Annotated in this window: 19 protein-coding genes; 7 read left to right on the top strand and 12 right to left on the bottom strand. The window is 61.3% G+C overall.

The features are described from left to right. Nucleotides 1-2 precede the first annotated feature (2 nt). Both ACVWVY_RS34190 and ACVWVY_RS34185 read right to left on the bottom strand, forming a co-directional pair. Nucleotides 3-347, bottom strand: coding sequence for a hypothetical protein (locus ACVWVY_RS34190; RefSeq protein WP_456630511.1), 345 nt, complete (start codon nucleotides 345-347; stop codon nucleotides 3-5). A gap of 36 nt (nucleotides 348-383) precedes the next feature. Continuing rightward, complete coding sequence (locus ACVWVY_RS34185) at nucleotides 384-1,178, bottom strand: pentapeptide repeat-containing protein (RefSeq protein WP_456630510.1); 795 nt, start codon at nucleotides 1,176-1,178, stop codon at nucleotides 384-386. A 228-nt stretch (nucleotides 1,179-1,406) separates the two neighbouring features. Between ACVWVY_RS34185 and ACVWVY_RS34180 the strand changes: the two genes are divergently transcribed. After that, a complete protein-coding gene (locus ACVWVY_RS34180) occupies nucleotides 1,407-1,757 on the top strand; it encodes a hypothetical protein (protein ID WP_456630509.1) in 351 nt (116 codons plus the stop codon). Nucleotides 1,758-1,778: 21 nt separating this feature from the next. On the opposite strand, the gene ACVWVY_RS34175 is transcribed toward ACVWVY_RS34180, so the two are convergent. Together ACVWVY_RS34175 and ACVWVY_RS34170 are read right to left on the bottom strand one after the other, a co-directional pair. Next, the gene (locus ACVWVY_RS34175; RefSeq protein WP_456630508.1) at nucleotides 1,779-2,594 is read right to left on the bottom strand and encodes a quinoprotein dehydrogenase-associated SoxYZ-like carrier; all 816 of its coding nucleotides are present in this window, start codon (nucleotides 2,592-2,594) and stop codon (nucleotides 1,779-1,781) included. Nucleotides 2,595-2,648: 54 nt separating this feature from the next. Then, nucleotides 2,649-3,572, bottom strand: coding sequence for a quinoprotein relay system zinc metallohydrolase 2 (locus ACVWVY_RS34170; RefSeq protein ID WP_456630507.1), 924 nt, complete (start codon nucleotides 3,570-3,572; stop codon nucleotides 2,649-2,651). 278 nt (nucleotides 3,573-3,850) lie between these two features. On the opposite strand from ACVWVY_RS34170, the gene ACVWVY_RS34165 reads away from it, so the two are divergent. After that, nucleotides 3,851-4,693 carry a substrate-binding domain-containing protein gene (locus ACVWVY_RS34165; RefSeq protein WP_456632380.1) on the top strand — a complete coding sequence of 281 codons (843 nt, stop codon included), beginning with the start codon at nucleotides 3,851-3,853 and terminating at the stop codon, nucleotides 4,691-4,693. Continuing rightward, entirely contained in the window at nucleotides 4,690-5,265 is a 576-nt protein-coding gene (locus ACVWVY_RS34160; protein WP_456630506.1) for a PQQ-dependent catabolism-associated CXXCW motif protein, read from the top strand. The genes ACVWVY_RS34165 and ACVWVY_RS34160 overlap by 4 nt, the downstream gene beginning before the upstream one ends. Before the next feature lie 3 nt (nucleotides 5,266-5,268). Here the strand turns inward: ACVWVY_RS34160 and ACVWVY_RS34155 are convergent, their stop codons facing one another. The 7 genes from ACVWVY_RS34155 to ACVWVY_RS34125 form a co-directional block, all read right to left on the bottom strand. Further along, on the bottom strand, nucleotides 5,269-5,880 hold the full coding sequence (locus ACVWVY_RS34155) for a hypothetical protein (RefSeq protein WP_456630505.1): 612 nt from the start codon (nucleotides 5,878-5,880) through the stop codon (nucleotides 5,269-5,271). Further along, on the bottom strand, nucleotides 5,877-6,725 hold the full coding sequence (locus ACVWVY_RS34150; RefSeq protein ID WP_456630504.1) for an ABC transporter permease: 849 nt from the start codon (nucleotides 6,723-6,725) through the stop codon (nucleotides 5,877-5,879). Before ACVWVY_RS34150 ends, ACVWVY_RS34155 begins: the two co-directional genes overlap by 4 nt. Continuing rightward, a complete protein-coding gene (locus tag ACVWVY_RS34145; RefSeq protein WP_456632379.1) occupies nucleotides 6,722-7,468 on the bottom strand; it encodes an ABC transporter ATP-binding protein in 747 nt (248 codons plus the stop codon). Before ACVWVY_RS34145 ends, ACVWVY_RS34150 begins: the two co-directional genes overlap by 4 nt. Before the next feature lie 68 nt (nucleotides 7,469-7,536). After that, complete coding sequence (locus ACVWVY_RS34140; protein WP_456630503.1) at nucleotides 7,537-8,508, bottom strand: YVTN family beta-propeller repeat protein; 972 nt, start codon at nucleotides 8,506-8,508, stop codon at nucleotides 7,537-7,539. Nucleotides 8,509-8,525: 17 nt separating this feature from the next. Then, the gene (locus ACVWVY_RS34135; RefSeq protein WP_456630502.1) at nucleotides 8,526-9,707 is read right to left on the bottom strand and encodes an ABC transporter substrate-binding protein; all 1,182 of its coding nucleotides are present in this window, start codon (nucleotides 9,705-9,707) and stop codon (nucleotides 8,526-8,528) included. A 113-nt stretch (nucleotides 9,708-9,820) separates the two neighbouring features. Continuing rightward, the gene (gene fghA, locus ACVWVY_RS34130; protein WP_456630501.1) at nucleotides 9,821-10,666 is read right to left on the bottom strand and encodes an S-formylglutathione hydrolase; all 846 of its coding nucleotides are present in this window, start codon (nucleotides 10,664-10,666) and stop codon (nucleotides 9,821-9,823) included. A gap of 31 nt (nucleotides 10,667-10,697) precedes the next feature. After that, nucleotides 10,698-11,318, bottom strand: a complete 621-nt coding sequence (locus ACVWVY_RS34125; protein WP_456630500.1) for a response regulator transcription factor — start codon at nucleotides 11,316-11,318, stop codon at nucleotides 10,698-10,700. 226 nt (nucleotides 11,319-11,544) lie between these two features. On the opposite strand from ACVWVY_RS34125, the gene ACVWVY_RS34120 reads away from it, so the two are divergent. Then, nucleotides 11,545-12,912: a histidine kinase gene (locus ACVWVY_RS34120; RefSeq protein ID WP_456630499.1), complete on the top strand. Its 1,368-nt coding sequence runs from the start codon at nucleotides 11,545-11,547 to the stop codon at nucleotides 12,910-12,912. A gap of 127 nt (nucleotides 12,913-13,039) precedes the next feature. Continuing rightward, entirely contained in the window at nucleotides 13,040-15,484 is a 2,445-nt protein-coding gene (locus ACVWVY_RS34115; RefSeq protein ID WP_456630498.1) for a TonB-dependent receptor, read from the top strand. A 66-nt stretch (nucleotides 15,485-15,550) separates the two neighbouring features. Here ACVWVY_RS34115 and ACVWVY_RS34110 read toward each other — a convergent pair whose 3' ends face one another. Next, nucleotides 15,551-16,519: a helix-turn-helix domain-containing protein gene (locus ACVWVY_RS34110; RefSeq protein WP_456630497.1), complete on the bottom strand. Its 969-nt coding sequence runs from the start codon at nucleotides 16,517-16,519 to the stop codon at nucleotides 15,551-15,553. A gap of 412 nt (nucleotides 16,520-16,931) precedes the next feature. On the opposite strand from ACVWVY_RS34110, the gene xoxF5 reads away from it, so the two are divergent. Then, nucleotides 16,932-18,737 (top strand): lanthanide-dependent methanol dehydrogenase XoxF5, encoded by a 1,806-nt coding sequence (gene xoxF5 / locus ACVWVY_RS34105; protein WP_456630496.1) that lies wholly within the window; start codon nucleotides 16,932-16,934, stop codon nucleotides 18,735-18,737. 107 nt (nucleotides 18,738-18,844) lie between these two features. Next, nucleotides 18,845-19,324 carry a c-type cytochrome, methanol metabolism-related gene (locus tag ACVWVY_RS34100; protein ID WP_456632378.1) on the top strand — a complete coding sequence of 160 codons (480 nt, stop codon included), beginning with the start codon at nucleotides 18,845-18,847 and terminating at the stop codon, nucleotides 19,322-19,324. Nucleotides 19,325-19,337 lie beyond the last annotated feature (13 nt).

Here is a 19,337-nt window from a genome sequence, read left to right as displayed (position 1 = left end):
GGCTACTTGTTGCAGTCCTTCAAATCCTTGTCCGCGATCGAAAACACAGCGTCGGCCTTGATCTCGATGCCGCGAACGAAGCAGTGTTTCGAGCCGCGATAGCCGACCTTGGCGTCATAGCGTCCCGGCTCCACCCCTGTGATGCGCAGGCGCTCGTCGTGATCGACTTCCTTGTCCTTGTCGTTCAGGGTCTGGTTGGGACCCCAGTCGCTCTTTCCGGCCGGGGAAAGCTGAAACTCCGAAATGGTCGCGGTGGTCAGATTCCACAATCGGACGCCTTTCCCCTGCGCGGCCACCTCATTGGCGCTCGCTGACAAGAGTGCCACCAAAGCCAGGGTCCATCGCATCGGGGCAATCCTTTCATCGCGGAATGTTCAGAGCCGTCATTGCTTTATCAGACGTTCTAGATTTCTTGCTTTATCGAAGTTCTTCGCTCGGTCGAGGCCGATTGGGGCGATCAACCTGGCTGAATCGAGATCGGCACCTTCGAAATCGGTATCGATGACGGTGATACCGGTCAAGTCGGCTCCCCCGAGCTGGGCTCCCCTGAGAGAAGCGCCCGTGAGGTCGCCGCGCTTCAGCGTGGCAAACTCAAGATCGACGCGAGACAGGTCGGCGCCGCGTGCGTTCAGCCCTTCCAGATTGGCGGATTTCAGGATTGTGCGCATCAGGCCCATCGATTGGTTGCGCATGTCGGCGCCCAGATTTGCTCCTGCGATCGAAGCTCCGACGAGACTGGCGCCAGTGAGATCGGCAGCGATGCGCGCGCCTGAGAGATCAGCGCCGTCGAGGCGGGCGCGAACCATCTGCGAGGCGAACAGGTTTGCGCCCTTCAGGCTTGCGCCGGTCAGGTCCGCCTCGAGCAGCCATGCCTGGTCGAGGACGGCACGGTCGAGTCTGGCGCCGGCGAGCCTTGTCTTGTTGAGCCGCGCCGCGCGAAAAATTGCGCCGGACAAATCGAGAGCGGAAAGGTCAAGGCCGGACAATCGCTTTCCGGTGAAATCGGCGGGTGCCAAGATGGTTGCCTCGGCCAACACGGCCTCGACCTGTCCGCGCGACATTTCGGCCGACACCATATCGGGCGACGACAGGTCGACGTGACGCATCATGTCCTGCGCCGTTGCCGCCATGGTCGCAAGAAAAAGACCGAGCGCGGCTGTTCCGATCGAGCGTTTCATGGTCAACCTCGCCGATGACGTAACGTAGCACGCACCTCGAGCGCTGCCTACGAGGCGTATCGTGACGGCTTGCTTGTCGAATGGCTCAATTTTCTGCACCGCAACAGCCTGCGCGTTGCATTTCATGGTGCCTCTCACCTCATGGTGCCTCTCACCGCTTGCTAAATAGTCTCCTTTTCAGCGGCGCATTCATGGCATAGCTTCACGCCTGTTAGCGGGAGGAAGACGATGACGCTTGTCGGGTCGATAGGACGGACGGTGGCCGCGCTGGCCGCGCTGGTGACGGTGGCGCACGCCGAAGACGTCAACGACTATCCGACATCGGCGCGCGTCGAATATGTTTTCGGTTGCCTGAAGGCCAATGGCGAGACGCGGCAGGCGATCGAGCAATGCTCGTGCTCGATCGACATTGTCGCATCGCTCGTGCCCTATGCACGCTATGTGACGGCGGAAACCGTGCTCAGCATGTCGCAGGTCCGGGGAAATCTGGGCGGGCAGTTCCGCACATCGGAGCAGGCGGCAAGCGCGCTCAACGAACTCAGGCGGGCCCAGGCCGAAGCGGAAGTGCGCTGTTTCTGAGGCGCTGCACGCAGGCCGGCGTCAAATCCCGGAATCGTCGATCTTCCATTCGCGCTGGTAAACGTGTCCTTCGGTATCCTTTGCCTCGGCGCGGAAAGTTTTCGTGCCGTTCGACACGTAGGTGAACCTGATATTGGGATCTTCCGAAATTGAAATGCCGCCTTCCATCGTCAACACCAGGCTGTCATCCTGCCAAAGCCGCAGTTCATTGACGAAGAAGGCCGGCACATACAGTTGCGTGACCTGGTCCATCTGCAGGCCGGAATTGTTGGGATGCCCGATCATGATCTGGGCCTCGCGCGCGCCGCTGGCGGGGCCTTCACCGGCTTTTGCGAACTGCCGGTAGCGCATCTGGCCGAGCCTGCCTTTGGCCTCGTCGGCGTTCTTGGCGGCAGGCGCCGAACAGCCGCCGGACGCCTTCACATAGGTCTTGACCATGTAAAGCTTGCCGTCGCTGAGTTCGGCCACCGCATGAACATCGGTGTAATTGTTGACGCGGACGCGGGTGGAGATCTCAGACACTTTGGCGTCCGGTCCGAGCTGGAATTTGGCCGCCATCGGCGCGGGGTTCTGGTCGATGACCAGCGTAATGCTCAGCACCTGCCTGATGTCACCGGGCGACAGCTTCGTTCGCAAGGTCACCGGTACGATTGCGGCATCCTCGGCACGGGACGGCATTTCGATGCCGATCACGTCGCCGCCATCGTTCATCGGACGGTTGTTGAAGATGTCCTGAACCAGGCCGGGCCAGGGGTCAGGCGTTGCCGCGAACGTCAGCGGCGCGCCGAACAGCAGCAAGCCAGCGACGACGAACAGGCGGAGAAAATGTCCGGGCATGCACCACCTTCGTTGGGATGGAAGCAACCAACGCAATATAGGGTAATGCGCGCGCTATTCCCATTCAATTTCCGAAAATGCTGCGGTTGCGTTGCGGGTGTTGAAGTCGTCGAACAAGTCCCAGCGGGATCGCTCGGAGCCCGCGGCAGTGGGTGCCGCCGCAATCGGCTCGCCGCGGGCGACGAGCCCGCGTACGTCAGAGGCCAGGGACTGCAGATAGCGGCGCTCGTCGGCGAGGGCAGCCGGCCATCCGCTCACAGGACCGTGACCGGGAACCACGCGTTGCGCGGGGAGCATGCCGAGCTCGTCGAGTGCGCCCAGCCAGCCGCGGATGCTGCCGTCCAGCACGGGCGTGTGGACCAGAAACACCAGATCGCCCGCAAACAGGGTTCCGGTTTTTTCATCAAGCACCGTGAGATCGCAATCGCTATGCGCGGCGGGCCACGCCCGCAAGACGAGCGTTCGTGCACCCAGATCCAGATTGAGCGTGCCGCTGACGAGCAGTGTTGGCGGCACGATGCTGACCTCGTCGATCAGCTGATCGCCCATGGTACGGCGAAATGCGTCGAGATAGAATTGTCCGCGCGTGGCCAGCGCGCGCGGCAGATTCGTGTGGCCGACAAAGGTCGTTCCGTCCTGCACGAAGGCGGCGTTTCCAAAAACATGATCGGGATGGCCGTGCGTATTGATTACGTAGCGGATCGGCTTGCCGGTCCGGGCACGAATGGCCTCCATCAATTGTCGTCCCTCGCGGAGGCTCCCACCCGTATCGATCACGGCGACCGCGTCCTCGCCAACGATGAAACCGACATTGGCAATCGCGCCGTCGTTCTCCCGCGTCATCTGCGCGGTTTGGCCGTTGTGCACGAATACGCCATCCGCAACGGAGCTGACGGGCAACTGCTGTTGCTGCGCGCGCGAGGCTGTCGCCGGTGCGAGCATCGCGAGCGCGGCAAGGATCCATGCGGCATGAGCCATATTTCGGCCTCCGTCTCACCACGAGCGCTATCGGCAACTCCATGCTTCATCGCGGGCTGCGTTTGCATCGCAGCACAGGTAACGAGGCCGCCATGGGGATTATTCCTGTTGCAGGCTCCAATTGACAAGCTTAGCATTTTGCCGGTCTGCGGCTTCAACGGAACTTCATTCGTCCGGGTTGCCGATATTTTTCCGAAATTGGCAACCATGGTGGTCCGGAAGTGCAGCAGCTTTTGAAGACATATGCCGGGCCGAAACGCTGGCTGGCGGTTTCGATACTGACGGTCCTCGCCGTACTCATCGGGCGCGATGTCGCGCGCGCGCAGATCAACGAAACCGGCGATCTGTCGATCGAACTCGTCGATCCCAAGGTGCTGCGCGTCTGCGCCGATCCGCACAATCTGCCGTTCTCCAACGAAAAGGGCGAGGGATTCGAGAACAAGCTCGCCGAATTGTTCGCCGAGAAGCTGCAAAAGAAGCTGGACTACATGTACTTCCCGCAGGCGACCGGCTTCGTTCGGATGACCCTTGGGGCCCATCGTTGCGACGTCATCATGGGCTTCCCGCAAGGCGACGACATGGTTCAGGGCACCAACCCCTATTACCGCACCGCCTATGCGCTGGTCGCCAAGCAGGGCAGCGGCCTCGAAGACGTTGCGACACTGGAAGATGAGCGACTGAAAGGCAAGCATATCGGCATCGTGGCCGGCACGCCGCCCGCCACGAACATGGCGGTCAACGGCTTGATGATGAACGCCAAACCATATCAGTTGATGGTCGATACGCGCATCGACTCGTCGGCAGAGGCCATGATCGGCGACCTGGTGTCGGGCAAGATTGACGCCGGGATTCTGTGGGGACCGATGGCGGGCTTCTACGCGAAGAAGGCGAACCCGCCGCTTCACGTCACGCCTCTCGTGAAGGAAAAGACGGGCCCGCGATTGGCGTTCCGCATCGGCATGGGCGTGCGGGGGGCCGACCAGAACTGGAAGCGGCTGCTCAATCGGCTGATCCAGGAGAACCAGCCCGCCATCAACAAGATACTGCTCGACTTCGGCGTTCCCTTGCTCGACGAGAACGACCGGCCGATCGGCGCGGAGACGGCAACGAAAGTGCCATGAAGGAAACGCTCGCAGGCCTGATCCTTGCGGCATTCACATTCATTGTCTCGACATCGGCGCAGGAAAGGCCTTCTGAGCCCGATGGGTATCGCATGGAAGATTACCGTGCGCCGGTTCCCGCGACCCTTGCCGGCGTGCGTGTTCTGACGACCGAGGAGGCCAGCGCGATCTGGCGAGAAAAGACGGGTGTATTCATCGACGTGTTGCCCCGCGCGCCAAAGCCGCAAAATCTGCCGGAAGGCACGGTCTGGCGCGACAAGCCGCGGCTCAACATTCCCGGCAGCGTGTGGCTGCCCGACACCGGCTACGGAAAGTTGGCGGCTATAACGGAAGACTATTTGCGGCGCGGCCTCGTCCGCGCGACGGCGGGCAACACCGCCGCGCTGGTGGTGGTTTACTGTCAGGCCGATTGCTGGATGTCCTGGAATGCGGCAAAGCGAATCCTGACATACGGCTATTCCAATGTAGCGTGGTATCCCGAAGGAACAGATGGCTGGGAGCGGGCTGGCCTGGACCTCGCCGAGTCGCAGCCAGAACCGCGGGCAGGTGAGGAGACTTCGTCGCGGCGCTAGGGACTATTCTATCTCCTGCTGAATCGTTCGGCCGAGGGCGAACAGACGCTGGTCGATCGCGGTCGGCACCTCGCAGACGAATTTGATGACGCGCTGCCGGTCCTCGAAGATGCGGGTCTGCCAAACGAGCTGATTGCCGAGATCGTCGACCTTCGCCTGATCGGGCGGCGTTGCGCTCTGCAGCGCCTGCAGGGCAAGCGTGTCGGCGCGGATTCTATCGGCCGCCTCTCGCTGCTTGCGGGTGACACGCTCCAGCCCGTTCAGGACCTGGGTACGTTGGGCATTGAGGGAGTCGAACAGGCCGGCAAACAGCAGCTTTCCGCTTCCGGTCTTGTCGGCTGCACCGTTCAGATATTCGGTGATCGCCTTTTGCGCTTCCTCGAGCGGGGTCCGCCTTGCCGCCAGCTTCGTGACCAGCGCGCTGACCTTGGCGTCGTCCTTCCACTTGCCGGAGACGTCGTCGAGGGGAGGCCCTGCCCAGACCGCGGCAAGCGAAATCTCGGGCACCTTGGCCTGGGCGCACGGCCAGTCGGGATAGCGCGGATCGGCGGCATGGGCGAACCTGATCGTCGCCGCAACGGCCAGCCATACTGCGATCGCGGTCCGATATTTCATGTCTCGCCTCCGGCCGGCCCGCGGCGGATCAGGCCGCGCGATGGATCGTAAGCATAAATGGCGCCGACCATGAAGGCGATCGTGCAGCCGCCGACAACCGCGAGCGAGGTCCAGTTCACTTGTCCATACAGCGCAAAACGGATCAGCTCCACGGCATGCGTGAACGGATTGAACAGGCAGACATAGTAGAGCATCGGGCTGCTCTCCAGGATGCGCCACAGCGGATAGAGCGCTGAGGAAGCGAAGAACATCGGAAAGATGACAAAGTTCATCACGCCGGCAAAATTCTCAAGCTGCTTGATGCCGGAGGAGATCAGCATCCCCAACGCGCCGAGCATCAGGCCTGATAGCACCAGCGCCGGCAGCACCGTGAGATAGCCCGCCGGCGGCGGTGCGATATCCCAGAACCAGGCGATCAGCAGGAAGGCATACACCTGAAGCAGCGAGACCGCGGTTCCCGCCAGCAGCTTGCAGGACAAGAGAAACCATCGCGGCAGCGGACTGACCAGCAATGTCCGCATATTGCCCATCTCGCGGTCGTAGACCATGGAGAGCGAGGACTGCATGCCGTTGAAGAGCTGGATCATCGCCATCAGGCCGGGCGCGATGTAGACCTCATACAGGATGTAGGTTTCGTAGGGCGGGATGATGGAGAGGCCGAGCACCTGACGGAAGCCGGCGGCGAAGATGAACAGCCACACCAAAGGCCGCACCAGCGCGGAGATGAAGCGTTCGCGCTGATGGAGGAAGCGAAGCGCCTCGCGCCACACGATGCCGTTCAGGCAGGTGAGATATTCGGCGAACGAGAAGCCGCTACGAATTGGCCTTATGGTTGCGGATGTCACGTTGGGCTCCCGCTCTGTGCGGTGGAGCCGGTCAGCCGCATGAACGCCGTGTTGATGTCGCTGCCGCCGGCATCGGCGATGACCTGCGCGACTTTGCCCTGGGCCAGAACCTGGCCCTGATGCAGGACGACGAGATCATCGTTCGAACCGATCTCGTCGAACAGGTGCGTCGCCCACAACACGCTTATTCCCTGTTCGTTAACGAGCTGGCGGACGTGGTTGAGGATATCGGCGCGCGCCTTGACGTCGAGGCCGACGGTTGCCTCGTCGAGCAGCAGCAGGCGCGGGCGGTGCAGCAGCGCGCGGGCGATCTCCAATCGGCGCATCTGGCCGCCGGAGAGGTCGCGCACCTTGCTGCCGGTGCGGTCGGCAAGGCCGAGGCGCGCCAGCACCTCGCGGCTACGTTCGCGGGCGTCGCGCCTGGCGATGCCGTGCAAGGCGGCGTGATACAGCAGGTTCTGCGTCACCGAGAGGTCGAGATCGAGCGTGCGGGGCTGAAACACCACGCCGAGCAGCCGTAACGCTTCGCCGGGCGCCTGCGCGACATCATGGCCGAAAATGCCGATATGTCCGCGCTGGATTCCGAACAGCCGCGTGATCAGCGAGAACAGCGTGCTCTTGCCGGCGCCGTTCAGGCCAAGCAGCGCCGTGAAGCTTGCCGGTGCGACGGTGAAGCCGATGTCGATCAGCGCCTGTCGGACGCCATAGGAATGGCTGACGCCGTCGATCGACAACGCCGGCATCTCCACGGCTTCGGGCCGGGAAGAGATGTCCCGCTTATCGTGACCGGCGGAAAGTGCGTCAGCAGCCGTCATGGTTGTGCAATCGTGATCCCCCAGGGCAGCTCGCCGACCTGGATCGTCTTGATGACCTTTTGCGCGGCGACGTCGATCACCGAGACGTCGTTCGAAACGCCGTTGGTAACCATCAGATATTTCTCATCCGGGGTGAATGCCAGGTGCCACACCCGCTGCCCCACCAGCAGATACTTGGTGACCTTGTGGCTGGTGGCATCGACGACCGCGACGCGATTGGCAGGGCCGAGTGCGATGAAAGCGGTCTTGCCATCCTTGGTCATGCTGATGCCGACCGGCTGGATGGCTTCGCTCCGCAAGCCTGGAATGTTGAATGTAATCTTGTCGGTCACCACCCGCTTGACCGGATCGATCACCGAAACGGTGCCGCCGATCTCCGACGACACCCACACTTCGGAATTGTCCCGCTTGAACTCGGCGAAGCGCGGGCGCGCGTCGACCAAAACGTTGGCGACGATCTGGCGCGTCGTGGTGTCGATGAAATGCGCCATGTTGGTCGTCTCGGAAGTATTGATCAGGATCTTGCCGTCCGGGCTGATCGCCATGCCCTCTGGCTCGACGCCGACCTGGATGTCGCCGAGGCGGGCGCGCTTTTCGACGTCGATGATCGTCACCGTGTTGTCGTTTTCGTTGGCGACGTAGAGGATCTTGCCGGCCGCATCGAGGGCGAACAGTTCGGGATCCGGCCCCGAGGGCAGGGAATCGACCACCTCCTGTTTCGCAACATCGATCACCTGGATGCTGTCGTCATCGCCGACGGCGACGAACACGAATTTTCCATCCCTCGTGAACTCGATGCCGCGCGGCCGCTGGCCGACCTTGATGGTCTTGGTGACAGTCCAGCTGTTCGTATCGATGACGGTTACGGTGTTGCTCTTCTCGTTGGACACATAAGCGATGAAGGCCGAGGCGGGGACCGCGGTCGCGAGCAGGAAAGCCACTCCGGAAGCCAGGCAATGACGCCACATGCGCAATCCATCCTCCTTCATTGCAGCTTGCATTTGGTTTCGGGCCGATCGACGCCAAGCGTATCGAGCTCGGACACCTGGTGCAAAAATCCCTCCTGCGGCGAAACCGAGACCACCATGCGTCCATCGACCAGCAGGATCGGCTGACGAAGCTGCAGGTTCCAGTCCCGCAGCGTCAGCCGCCGGCCCTTGAACGCCGCAATGGAAAAATCGGGCCCCCTGAGGAAATCCGATACCGCCTTTGGGTTACCGGAATTCGTGCGCGACGCCGCTTCGCCGATCATGCGTGCTGCCGTCCATGCCTGCATGTCCAGCGCCGTCATGTGTCGCGAATTCAGTTTCGCAAACCGGTTCTGGATCTGGATCGCGCCCCACTGGTCCTGCGCGGCGTGCCAACTGGTCGGAACCAGCCCCGCCGAGCCGGCAACCGGCCGCGGATCCCAGGTGCGGTAGGGCAGGTAGGACGCGAACACCTCGCTTTCGTCGGCTGCGACGAGGACGTCGTAGGCCGGCGCCTGCTGGGTGAATACCGGTATTTGCCGCTGGATCAAGGTTACGCCGCTATCGGTACGGCGGGCGCCGCCGGTATCCTCGAAGGTTCGTTCCTGAACGATCTTGGCGCCGAAGCGTGTCGCTGCACGGCGCAAGGCGTCGGCGTACAGCCTGTCCTCGTCATGCGAACCGACGACGAACAGCCAGCGCTTCCATTGCTTCCACACCAGATACTGGGCGAGCGCATCCGCCAGCATCGAGCGCGTCGGCGCGACATGGATCACATTGGCGCGGCAGTCCTGCTCGCGCAACCGGTCGTCGAGGGCGCCGGCATTCAACAGCAGCGTGCCGCGATCGCGAAGCGCGTCGGCCGCCTTCAGCAACTCGTCCGCCGGAAGGTCGGCGATGATGAAGCCGGTGCGCTCGGCGAGTGCTGACGCGGCCTTCGCGACATCCTCACCGTCCTTCAGCCGGACTTCCTCCAGCGTGAAACGTTGATTGAGGAACTTGCCCGTGGTGTTGTTGTCCTCGATGGCAAGGCGCACGCCGGCAAGGCCGTCGTTCTCCGCCGGCACTTCGAGAAGTGACAATTTGGCCTTGACGCCGGCGCGACCGAGATAGCCGATGCCGATCTCGATCGGGTCGGCAGCGAACACGGGGCTGGCCGCGGCGCTCAAGCCGATCGCAACGACCAACCATCGGAACATGGGTTCTCCCTGACAGGTCCTCTCTTGGCCGTATGGCGGACCGTTTGACCTGAACCATGACCGAATTGTTTTGGCTTGCAACCCAATTCTCTGTGGGACGGCTCCACGCCGTTTCAAGCCTTCAGACGCTCCGCGTGCCAGCGCAGATGATCGGACATGAACGTGGAGATAAAATAGTAGCTGTGGTCATAGCCGGGCTGCCGGCGCAAGGTGAGGGGGATCCAGGCTTTCTCGCACGCGGCCTGCAGCAGCTCCGGGCGGAGCTGCTCGGTTAGAAACGGATCGGCATCACCGTAATCGACCAGCAGTTCGGACACTTTGGCACCGTCCTCGATCAACGCCACCGCATCGTGCTTGCGCCATGCTTGCCGCTCGTTGCCGAGATAGCCGCCGAGAGCCTTGATACCCCATGGCACCTGCGAGGGGGCGACAATCGGCGAGAACGCGCTCGCGGCGCGATAGCGATCAGGATGGCGCAGCGCGATCGTCAGCGCGCCGTGACCGCCCATGGAGTGACCAAGAATGGATTGTCGACTGGGGTCGACGGGAAAATTCTCGGCGACCAGTTTCGGCAATTCTTCCGTGACATAGCTCCACATGCGGTAATTGCGGGCGAACGGCTCCTGTGTCGCGTCGACATAGAAGCCGGCGCCAAGTCCGAAGTCGTAGGCATTGGTGGGATCGCCGGGCACGCCGTCACCGCGCGGGCTGGTGTCGGGCGCAACAAAGATCAATCCAAGTGCGGCGCACGCGCTGCGGAATTCGCCCTTTTCCGTCACGTTGGCGTGGGTGCAGGTCAGGCCGGAGAGATACCAGACCACCGGAAGCCTGGCGCCGTCGGCGTGCGGAGGGACAAAGACCGAGAAGGTCATGTCGGTGCGGGTCTCGCGGCTGGCGTGTCGATAGACACCCTGCGTTCCGCCGTATGACGTGTTAAGCGAAACGGTTTGCATGGTCATGATGTTGCTTGTCCTGCGCCGCGCAGCACGATCACGCCACGCCGCTCTCTATTGCGAATCGCACCAGTTCGGCGGACGTGCGTACGCCAAGCTTGTGGCGCATGATCGACGAGGTGTTGGCGACGGTTTTGTAGGAGGAGTGGACCAGCCACGCGATCTCGGAGAGGCTCTTGCCTGCACTGAGCAGGCGCAAGATCTCCATCTCGCGCGCGGTTAGTCGGGAAAGCGGATTTCGGGCGAACGAGGGTCTCGCGAATGCAATGCTTCGCGCCATCGCCGGCGGCAGATACACTCCACCCTTTGCAACTTCATGGATCGCCTCGACAAGATCCTCGGGATCCCCGGCTTTGGAAACATAACCCTTGGCGCCGGTTTCGATGGCACGCGCGGCGAATACCGGATCATCGTTCATGCTGAACATAATGATACGCGCCGCCGCGTCGCGCGCGAGGAGACGCCGTGCCAGTTCATATCCGGAAACCGTCGGAAGGTTAATGTCGAGTACACAGATATCCGGATGCCGTTCGCCGAACACGCGCTCGCCACTCTCCGCGTCGGAGGCCTCCAGTATGTCGATCTCGGGATCGTCCGCGAACAGGGCACGGCACCCCGAAGCAACGATTCGATGATCATCAACGATCAGAACGCGCATTGGCACTGGTCCCGAATACCCGCGTCACTCCCGTTGCACCGCATCAGGCGAAACACCGGCGCAGACTTCGGGGCGATACCTGCCGTCGATGGTCATGCAACCCGGGCAATGTTGCTATACGGTTCGATTAGATAGACGCCTGTTTTATCTGTCAACGCTCCCTCGATGGGGAACTGAAGACGATTTCGCTCCTAGACAAACGTGAGTTCTCTCCTGGACAAAGGCTATGTGGCAAAAACTTTCCTTGCGCGCCCGGATCAACTTGCTGCTCGCGCTCGTCCTCACGCTCGGTCTGGCCATCAATGTCGCGAGGCTTGTGCTCGAGGCCGGGCCTCGCGTCCAGGCCGAAGATCAAAGCGTCATACGGCTGGCGCGTGAGTTTATCGATACGATCGTTGCGGGACTGAATGAGGCGCCGGACGCGGAAGTGCGGCTGAACCAGATTGTTCACGACCTCAACCGGCTTCGGCACGTCAGTATCACGCGGCAGGGTGAAGCGGTCGAGAGATCGGGGGCTGTAGCCAATCCGGACGACAATACCGATTCACGCTCGCCGCCGGCGTGGTTTGTCAGGCTTGTCCACCCCGAAAAGACCACCGTGAACGTGCCGATCTCGATCAAGGGAAAGCAGGGTTCGCTGCTGATCACGTCGCATCCGAACGACGAGATGACCGAGATCTGGGATGGAATTGTCACTCAGCTCCAGGTCGGTACGGTGGTTGCGATCGTTCTCTTCCTCATTACGATCAGGGTCGTGAGCCGGGCGCTTGCGCCGATCCAGACGCTTTCGGAAGCAATGACGAAAATCGAAGCTGGTGGTTATGACACGCGCGTGAAGCCGGATGGCCCACCGGAGCTCGTTGCCATTTGCGACAAGTTGAATCACCTTGCGGCCACCCTGGGCAACGCGGTTGACGACAAGAGGCGTCTGGCGGCGCGCGTCGTCTCGCTGCAGGATGTCGAGCGCAAGGAAATTGCACGTGAGTTGCACGATGAGTTTGGGCCCTATCTCTTTGCTTTGCGAGCGCATGCCAGCGCGCTGACGCGGATCGCAGATCCGAGGGATCCGAACGTGGAGGCCACGCGAAAGCACGGCAGCGCCATACTGGAACAGGTAAATGCCTTGCAGAAATCCAATCGGCGGGTTCTTGAAAAGCTGCGGCCTGCGGGGCTGACGGAGCTCGGTCTTCGCGAAGCGCTTGGCGCGCTCCTGCGTCTATGGGGGGAGTCGCATCCCGACGTCGCCATCGAAACAGCGATCTCGCAGTCGCTGGGCGACACCGGCGAGACAGCCGATTTGACGATCTACCGCACCATTCAGGAAGCTCTGACCAATGTCTTTCGCCACGCTGGCGCCACCTGTGTCAACGTCACCGTTGAACCTGTCGAGCTGCCGTCGGGATTGCCAGGACGAGGCGGCGCATTGGTGCGGGTACGCGACAATGGCGGCGGATTGAGACCGGATCACAAGCTTGGCCTCGGACTCACGGGAATGCGCGAGCGCATTTTGGCGCTGGGTGGCTCGCTCACGATTGCTTCCGGAGATAATGGCGTAACTGTGGAGGCCGTCGTTCCGAGCGACGCGCGTTACTGAGCCGGGAATTTTTCCCGCTCTGTCCGGGACGTTTTGAATGGTGCGCGATCTGATTGACATTCTAAGATCATCCGCAACCAACCGGCGGGGACCAATGCGGCCGGTATGGAATGGGGGATGAAACGGAATGGGCGCTCGATTCCTGTTTATTGGGACACTATCGCTATGTCTCGTTCCCGGGAGTGACAGTGCCCAGGCCCAAACGGCGTCAAGCGATAGCGAGGTCTTGCCGGCCATCGAGGTAACGGCTCCAGCGACGTCAGCCAAAACAACGGCCCGACCAGCACGCGGCAGCACCGCCGCATCTCGAGCCACCCGAAATGTGCGACGGGTTTTTGTCTACCCGACCGCGCCGACACCGGTCGCCGGTACGGGAATTGATGTCGACAAGGTGCCGGCAGCGATCAATGCCGTTGGTGCCGCGCAGATTGCGCGAACCGACTCGCTGAACATTACCGACGCCCTGCAGCAACACGTGCCGGGCCTCATCGTCAGCGACACTACCGGAAATCCATTTATGCCGGGCATACAGTTTCGAGGTTTTGATTCGTCTCCGGTCGCCGGTACTCCTCAGGGACTGGCGGTTTACCAGAACGGCATGCGCATCAACGAAGCGTTCGGCGACACCGTCAACTGGGATTTGATCCCGACCACTGCGATCAAGTCGGTCACAGTCGTAACCAACAACCCCGCCTTCGGTCTCAATGCACTGGGTGGAGCCGCCAACGTGCAGATGAAGAATGGCTTCAATTATCAAGGAGCCGAAATCAACACGATGGGCGGTTCGTTCGGTCGCATCCAGAGTTCGGCACAATATGGCAAGCAGATCGACAATTGGTCGGTCTACGGTGCGCTCGAAGGCGTGCGCGACAACGGATATCGCAATTTTTCGGAATCGGCGATCCGACGCTTCTACGGTGATGTCGGGTACCGGACCGATAGCAGTGAATTCCACCTCAACGTCGGCGTCGCCAAGAACAATTTTGGCGCGTCGGCAGCCGTTCCGGTCGAACTGCTCCAGAAGTATTGGGGGGCCACCTACACGACGCCGCAGACCACCGACAACCGCGTGGCCTATGCCAATCTGACCGGAAAGGTCGAGGTGACGCCGACCTGGACGCTCGACGGTTCTGTGCGCGTTCGTGCCTTCCGGCAGAAGACGGTGGATGGAAACCCGACCGAAGCGGCGCCGTGCGACGGCGATGCGACGCTGCTTTGCTTCAACGAAGAGACCACGCCGGGAGCGCCGGCGAACGGGTTGAATGGAGTCCAGCTTGCAAACCCGTTCCCCACCGGCGCGGTGCTGGGCGAGATCGATCGGACAACCACCCGTTCGACCACGACCGGGGCGACGCTGCAGGCAACCAACACCGACCAGTTGTTCGGGCACAACAACCAGTTCATGGTCGGTACCAGCGTCGATTCCGGCGTCACCCGCTTCGGGGCGAGCGGGGAGCTGGGAACGATCGGCTCAAATTACGTTGTCAGCGGCAGCGGCATCTTCCTTGGACCGTCAGGTATCCCGATTTCAATCGGCCCGGTCTCGCTTCGCGCCACCAACCGCTACACCGGCCTCTATGCGCTCGACACATTCGACGTGACGGACCGCTTCTCAATCTCGGGTGGCGGCCGGTTCAACTATGCAAGCATCAACCTGCAAGACCAGATCGGTACCGATCTCAACGGCAGTCATACGTTCAGCCGCTTCAATCCGATGATTGGCGGTACTTACAAGGTTACGCCTGAAGTGACGGCTTATGCCGGATACTCAGAAGCCAATCGTGCGCCGACCCCGCTGGAGCTCGCATGCGCCGACCCTGCGCGCCCCTGTATCGTCGCGGCATTCCTCGTCGCCGACCCGCCGCTGAAGCAGGTGGTGTCCCGCACCGTCGAAGCGGGCTTCCGCGGCACCAAGGAGCTGAATATCGGCACGCTTGGCTGGAAGATCGGCGGGTTCCGCGCGACCAACGCCGATGACATCCAGGCGATACCAAGTCCAGAGGTGCAGGGTTTCGGATATTTCCAGAACGTCGGCAGAACGCGGCGGCAGGGCATCGAGGCACAGGTGAGCCTGACATCGAAGACGCTGCAACTCTACGCCAACTGGGCTCTCGTCGACGCGCGCTTCCTCGATCCCTTGACGCTCGACTCTCGCAGTCCGTTCGCGGTCGAAGACAAGATCCAGGTCGTGCCGGGCAACCGGATTCCGGCGATCCCGCGCAACCGGGTTAAATTCGGTATCGATTACTCCGTCACCGATGCCTTCAAAGTCGGCGGCGACGCGCTGTTCGTCGCAAGCCAGTATTTTGCCGGCGATGAATCCAATCAGGCAGCGAGGTTGCCCGGGTATTCGGTTTTCAACCTGCACGCCTCGTATCAGATCAACAAGACGTATCAGATCTACGGCCGCGTCGATAATATCCTCGACAACCGCTATGCGACCCACGGGACGTTCTTCAATACCGGGGACGTACCGAATTTCGCCAATGGCGGCGCGGACTTCACCGATCCTCGCACGGTCAGCCCGGCTCGGCCGCGCGCCTTCTACGCGGGCTTGAAAGCCACCTTTTAAGCTCGGATTTAACGCGGGGGAGTGTCTGGCAATGCGCGGCAGAAGCTTGCCGGACGCCCTCGTCCGTCAGGAAGCATCCGGCAACGGATCGGCGCAGTGCGCCTTGTGGATGGCGGAGGGAACGAACCCGAAATGCTTCCGGAACACGCGGCTGAAATGCGACGAGCTCGAAAAGCCCCACGAAAACGCGACATCCGTGATTGTCTTGCCGTGCTGCGTTTCCAGCTCCTGCCGGCAGTGCAGCAGTCTCGCCCGCCAGATGTAATCGCTGACGGTCATGCCCTTGTCGCTGAACAGCATGTGCAGGTAGCGCTTGGTGCAGCCCAAGGCCGCCGAGATCTGGTCGATGCTGAGATCCGGGTCGCGCAAATGTTCGCGAATGAAAGCCTGGGCCCGAATGTACATCGCCTCGGGACCGACGCGATCGAACATCGTGTCGGCCTCGCGCAGCGGCAACAGCAAGAGATCGATCAGCGAATCAGCGACGCCGATGGCGTTGTAGGGCGACAGCTTGTTCGCCTCGTCAAACGCGGTGTGAACGAAGTCGTAGGCGATCCGGCCGGTGCCGTTACGCGCGGAGAGCTTGCACGGCAACATCTTCGCCGTGCGGAAGCCGCGTTCGTGCAGCAATTCCTTCGGCACGATCACGACCTCGTGCCGTGTTAAAGAAGGGCTGACGATCGTATGCGGACAGGAGACGTCATACGCGAGGCAATCGCCGGGCATGATGTCGATGCGCCGGCCGCCCTGCTCGAAATGGGAGATGCCGTAAGTCTGGAACAAAATCTTGACGTAAGGATGTTCGCTCAGTTTTGTGCCGGAGACCGTGTGAGCGATGCGATGCTGGCTCGCCTCGATTTGACACAGCTTCAGCTGCGAGACGGTCGTGTAGTTTATCCGCGCCTCCAGCGAAGAGGCTTCCAGCGGGTCGATATCGAACTGGCCGCAGAGATCCGTCAGTGCATCTGACCAAGTTTGGATCTGCTTCTTTGGCGCCAACCCGGAAGTGCTGAGCGAGCGGACTGTATCGGACATGGTCCAACCACCGATTCGAGAACAGGCCGCGACCTCGGCATAAGCTTCGGTCACAGGACGCTACATTTGATTCAACCTTAGGCAGTCCCAGGGAAATCCCAAAGGAAGTCGCGCAGATTCTTCCCAATATCCCTTTGACAATCCTCCAACTTAGTTTCGGCTGCGTCAAGGGGAACCTAAACCTCGGGGCTCGCGGGTGCTTGTGGGAACAAGCCCACGATTGATGCTTCGCAGCATTCGAGGACGGCTCCCAACGGCTCAAAATTAAAGTTCATTGTGTTTCGCTTTTGAGCAAACGCGGTTCGCTCTTGGGCAAGTTTCCCGTTTCCGAACGGGATAGAAATAGGGACCAAGAATGGAAAATGGGCCGTCTCGGCGGAAACCCAAAACTCTTAATCTGGGAGGAACCACTATGCGCAAGGTGCTATCCGCTGCCTGTCTCGGCGCCATGGCGACATTCGCCGTCGGCGCAGCCTATGCCAACGAAGAGCTAAGCAAGATGGCGCAGAACCCGAAAGATTGGGTGATGCCGGCCGGCGACTACGCAAATACACGCTACTCGAAACTGAACCAGATCACCGCCGCCAATGTCGGCAAGATTCAGGTCGCCTGGACCTTCTCGACCGGCGTGCTGCGCGGCCACGAAGGCGGGCCGCTCATTGTCGGCAACATGATGTACGTCCATACGCCGTTCCCGAACAAGGTCTACGCTCTTGACCTTTCTCAGGAGAACAAGATCGTCTGGAAGTACGAGCCCAAGCAGGATCCGAACGTCATTCCGGTGATGTGCTGCGACACCGTCAATCGCGGCGTGGCCTATGGCGACGGCAAGATCTTCCTGCATCAGGCCGATACCACCCTGGTCGCGCTCGATGCCAAGACCGGGCAGGTGGCGTGGAGCACCAAGAACGGAGATCCGGGCAAGGGCGCCACGGGCACCTCCGCGCCGCTCGTGGTCAAGGACAAGGTCCTGATCGGCATTTCCGGCGGTGAGTTCGGCGTGCAATGTCACGTCACGGCCTATGATCTCAAGACCGGCAAGCAGGCCTGGCGCGCCTTCTCGGAAGGGCCGGACGACCAGATCTTGGTCGATCCCGTCAGCACCACCGAACACGGTAAGCCGGTCGGCAAGGATTCGAGCGTCAAGACCTGGCAGGGCGACCAGTGGAAGATTGGTGGCGGCTGCACATGGGGCTGGATCTCCTATGATCCCAGTTTGAACCTCGTCTACTACGGCTCCGGCAACCCCTCGACCTGGAACCCGAAGCAGCGCCCCGGCGACAACAAGTGGTCGATGACCATCTGGGCGCGTAATGCGGATACCGGCATGGCCAAGTGGGTCTATCAGATGACGCCCCACGACGAATGGGATTATGACGGCGTCAACGAAATGATCCTCAGTGATCAGCAGGTCAATGGCACGGATCGCAAGCTGTTGACCCATTTCGACCGCAACGGTTTGGCTTACACGATGGACCGTGCAACCGGCGAACTCCTGGTCGCCGAGAAGTACGATCCGAAGGTCAACTGGACCAGCGGCGTCGACATGAACAAGAGCTCGCCGACCTACGGCCGTCCCAAGGTGGTCGATCAATATTCGACCGAAAAGGGCGGCGAAGACAAAAACACCAAGGGCATCTGCCCGGCCGCGCTCGGGACCAAGGACGAGCAGCCGGCAGCCTATTCGCCCGATACGCAACTGTTCTACGTGCCGACCAACCACGTCTGCATGGATTACGAACCGTTCAAGGTGAGCTACACCGCGGGCCAGCCCTATGTCGGCGCGACGCTCTCGATGTATCCGCCCCAGGGTGAAAGCCACATGGGCAACTTCATCGCCTGGGACAACAAGACGGGCAAGATCGTCTGGTCGAACAAGGAGCAGTTCTCGGTGTGGTCGGGAGCGCTCGCGACGGCCGGCGGCGTGGTGTTCTACGGAACGCTCGAAGGCTATCTGAAGGCAGTCGATGCCAAGACCGGCAAGGAACTTTACAAGTTCAAGACCCCGTCAGGCATCATCGGCAACGTCACGACTTATGAGCAAGGCGGCAGGCAGTATGTGGCCGTGCTGTCCGGCGTCGGTGGCTGGGCGGGTATCGGCCTTGCCGCAGGTCTGACCGAACCGACCGAAGGTCTCGGCGCAGTCGGTGGCTATGCCGCGCTGAGCAACTACACCGCGCTCGGCGGCACGCTTACGGTGTTCGCGCTGCCGCAGTAAAGCAGGACCACCTCGTCCGGCGCGTGGCTCGTTCCACGCGCCGGTTGATCTAGACCGAACTCGAGGATGAGCTCTTGCGTAGAATATGGTTGATTACCGCCACTCTCGTGCTTGTGGCGCCGGGATTGGTTGCCCACGCTGCTGACGATCCCAAGGCTGTCAAGTCGGAGGATGGCAAGTATCTCGACAAGGAAGGAAACCCGACTTTCAACGTCGCGGCCGACGGGACGGTCGATTGGTACAGCTATTCCGGCTTTCGTCGCTATCACTCGGAATGCCACGTCTGTCATGGCCCCGATGGGATGGGGTCGACCTACGCGCCGGCATTGAAGGATTCGCTGAAGACCATGAGCTACGGCGATTTCCTCGGCGTGGTCGCCAGTGGTCGCAAGAACGTCAATACCGCGCAAGAGAGCGTCATGCCGGCGTTCGGCGATAATCCGAATGTCGCTTGCTACATGGACGACCTCTACGTCTATCTGCGCGCCCGCGCGCATGACGCGGTCGGGCGCGTGCGACCTCCCAAGCGTGAGGAAAAACCCGACGCCTACACTCAGGCGGAGGCAGCCTGCATGGGGACCAAATGATCATGCTGAGCAT

It is taken from the genome of Bradyrhizobium sp. URHC0002, assembly GCF_054059515.1.
This window is presented reverse-complemented; position numbering and strand designations above follow the sequence as displayed.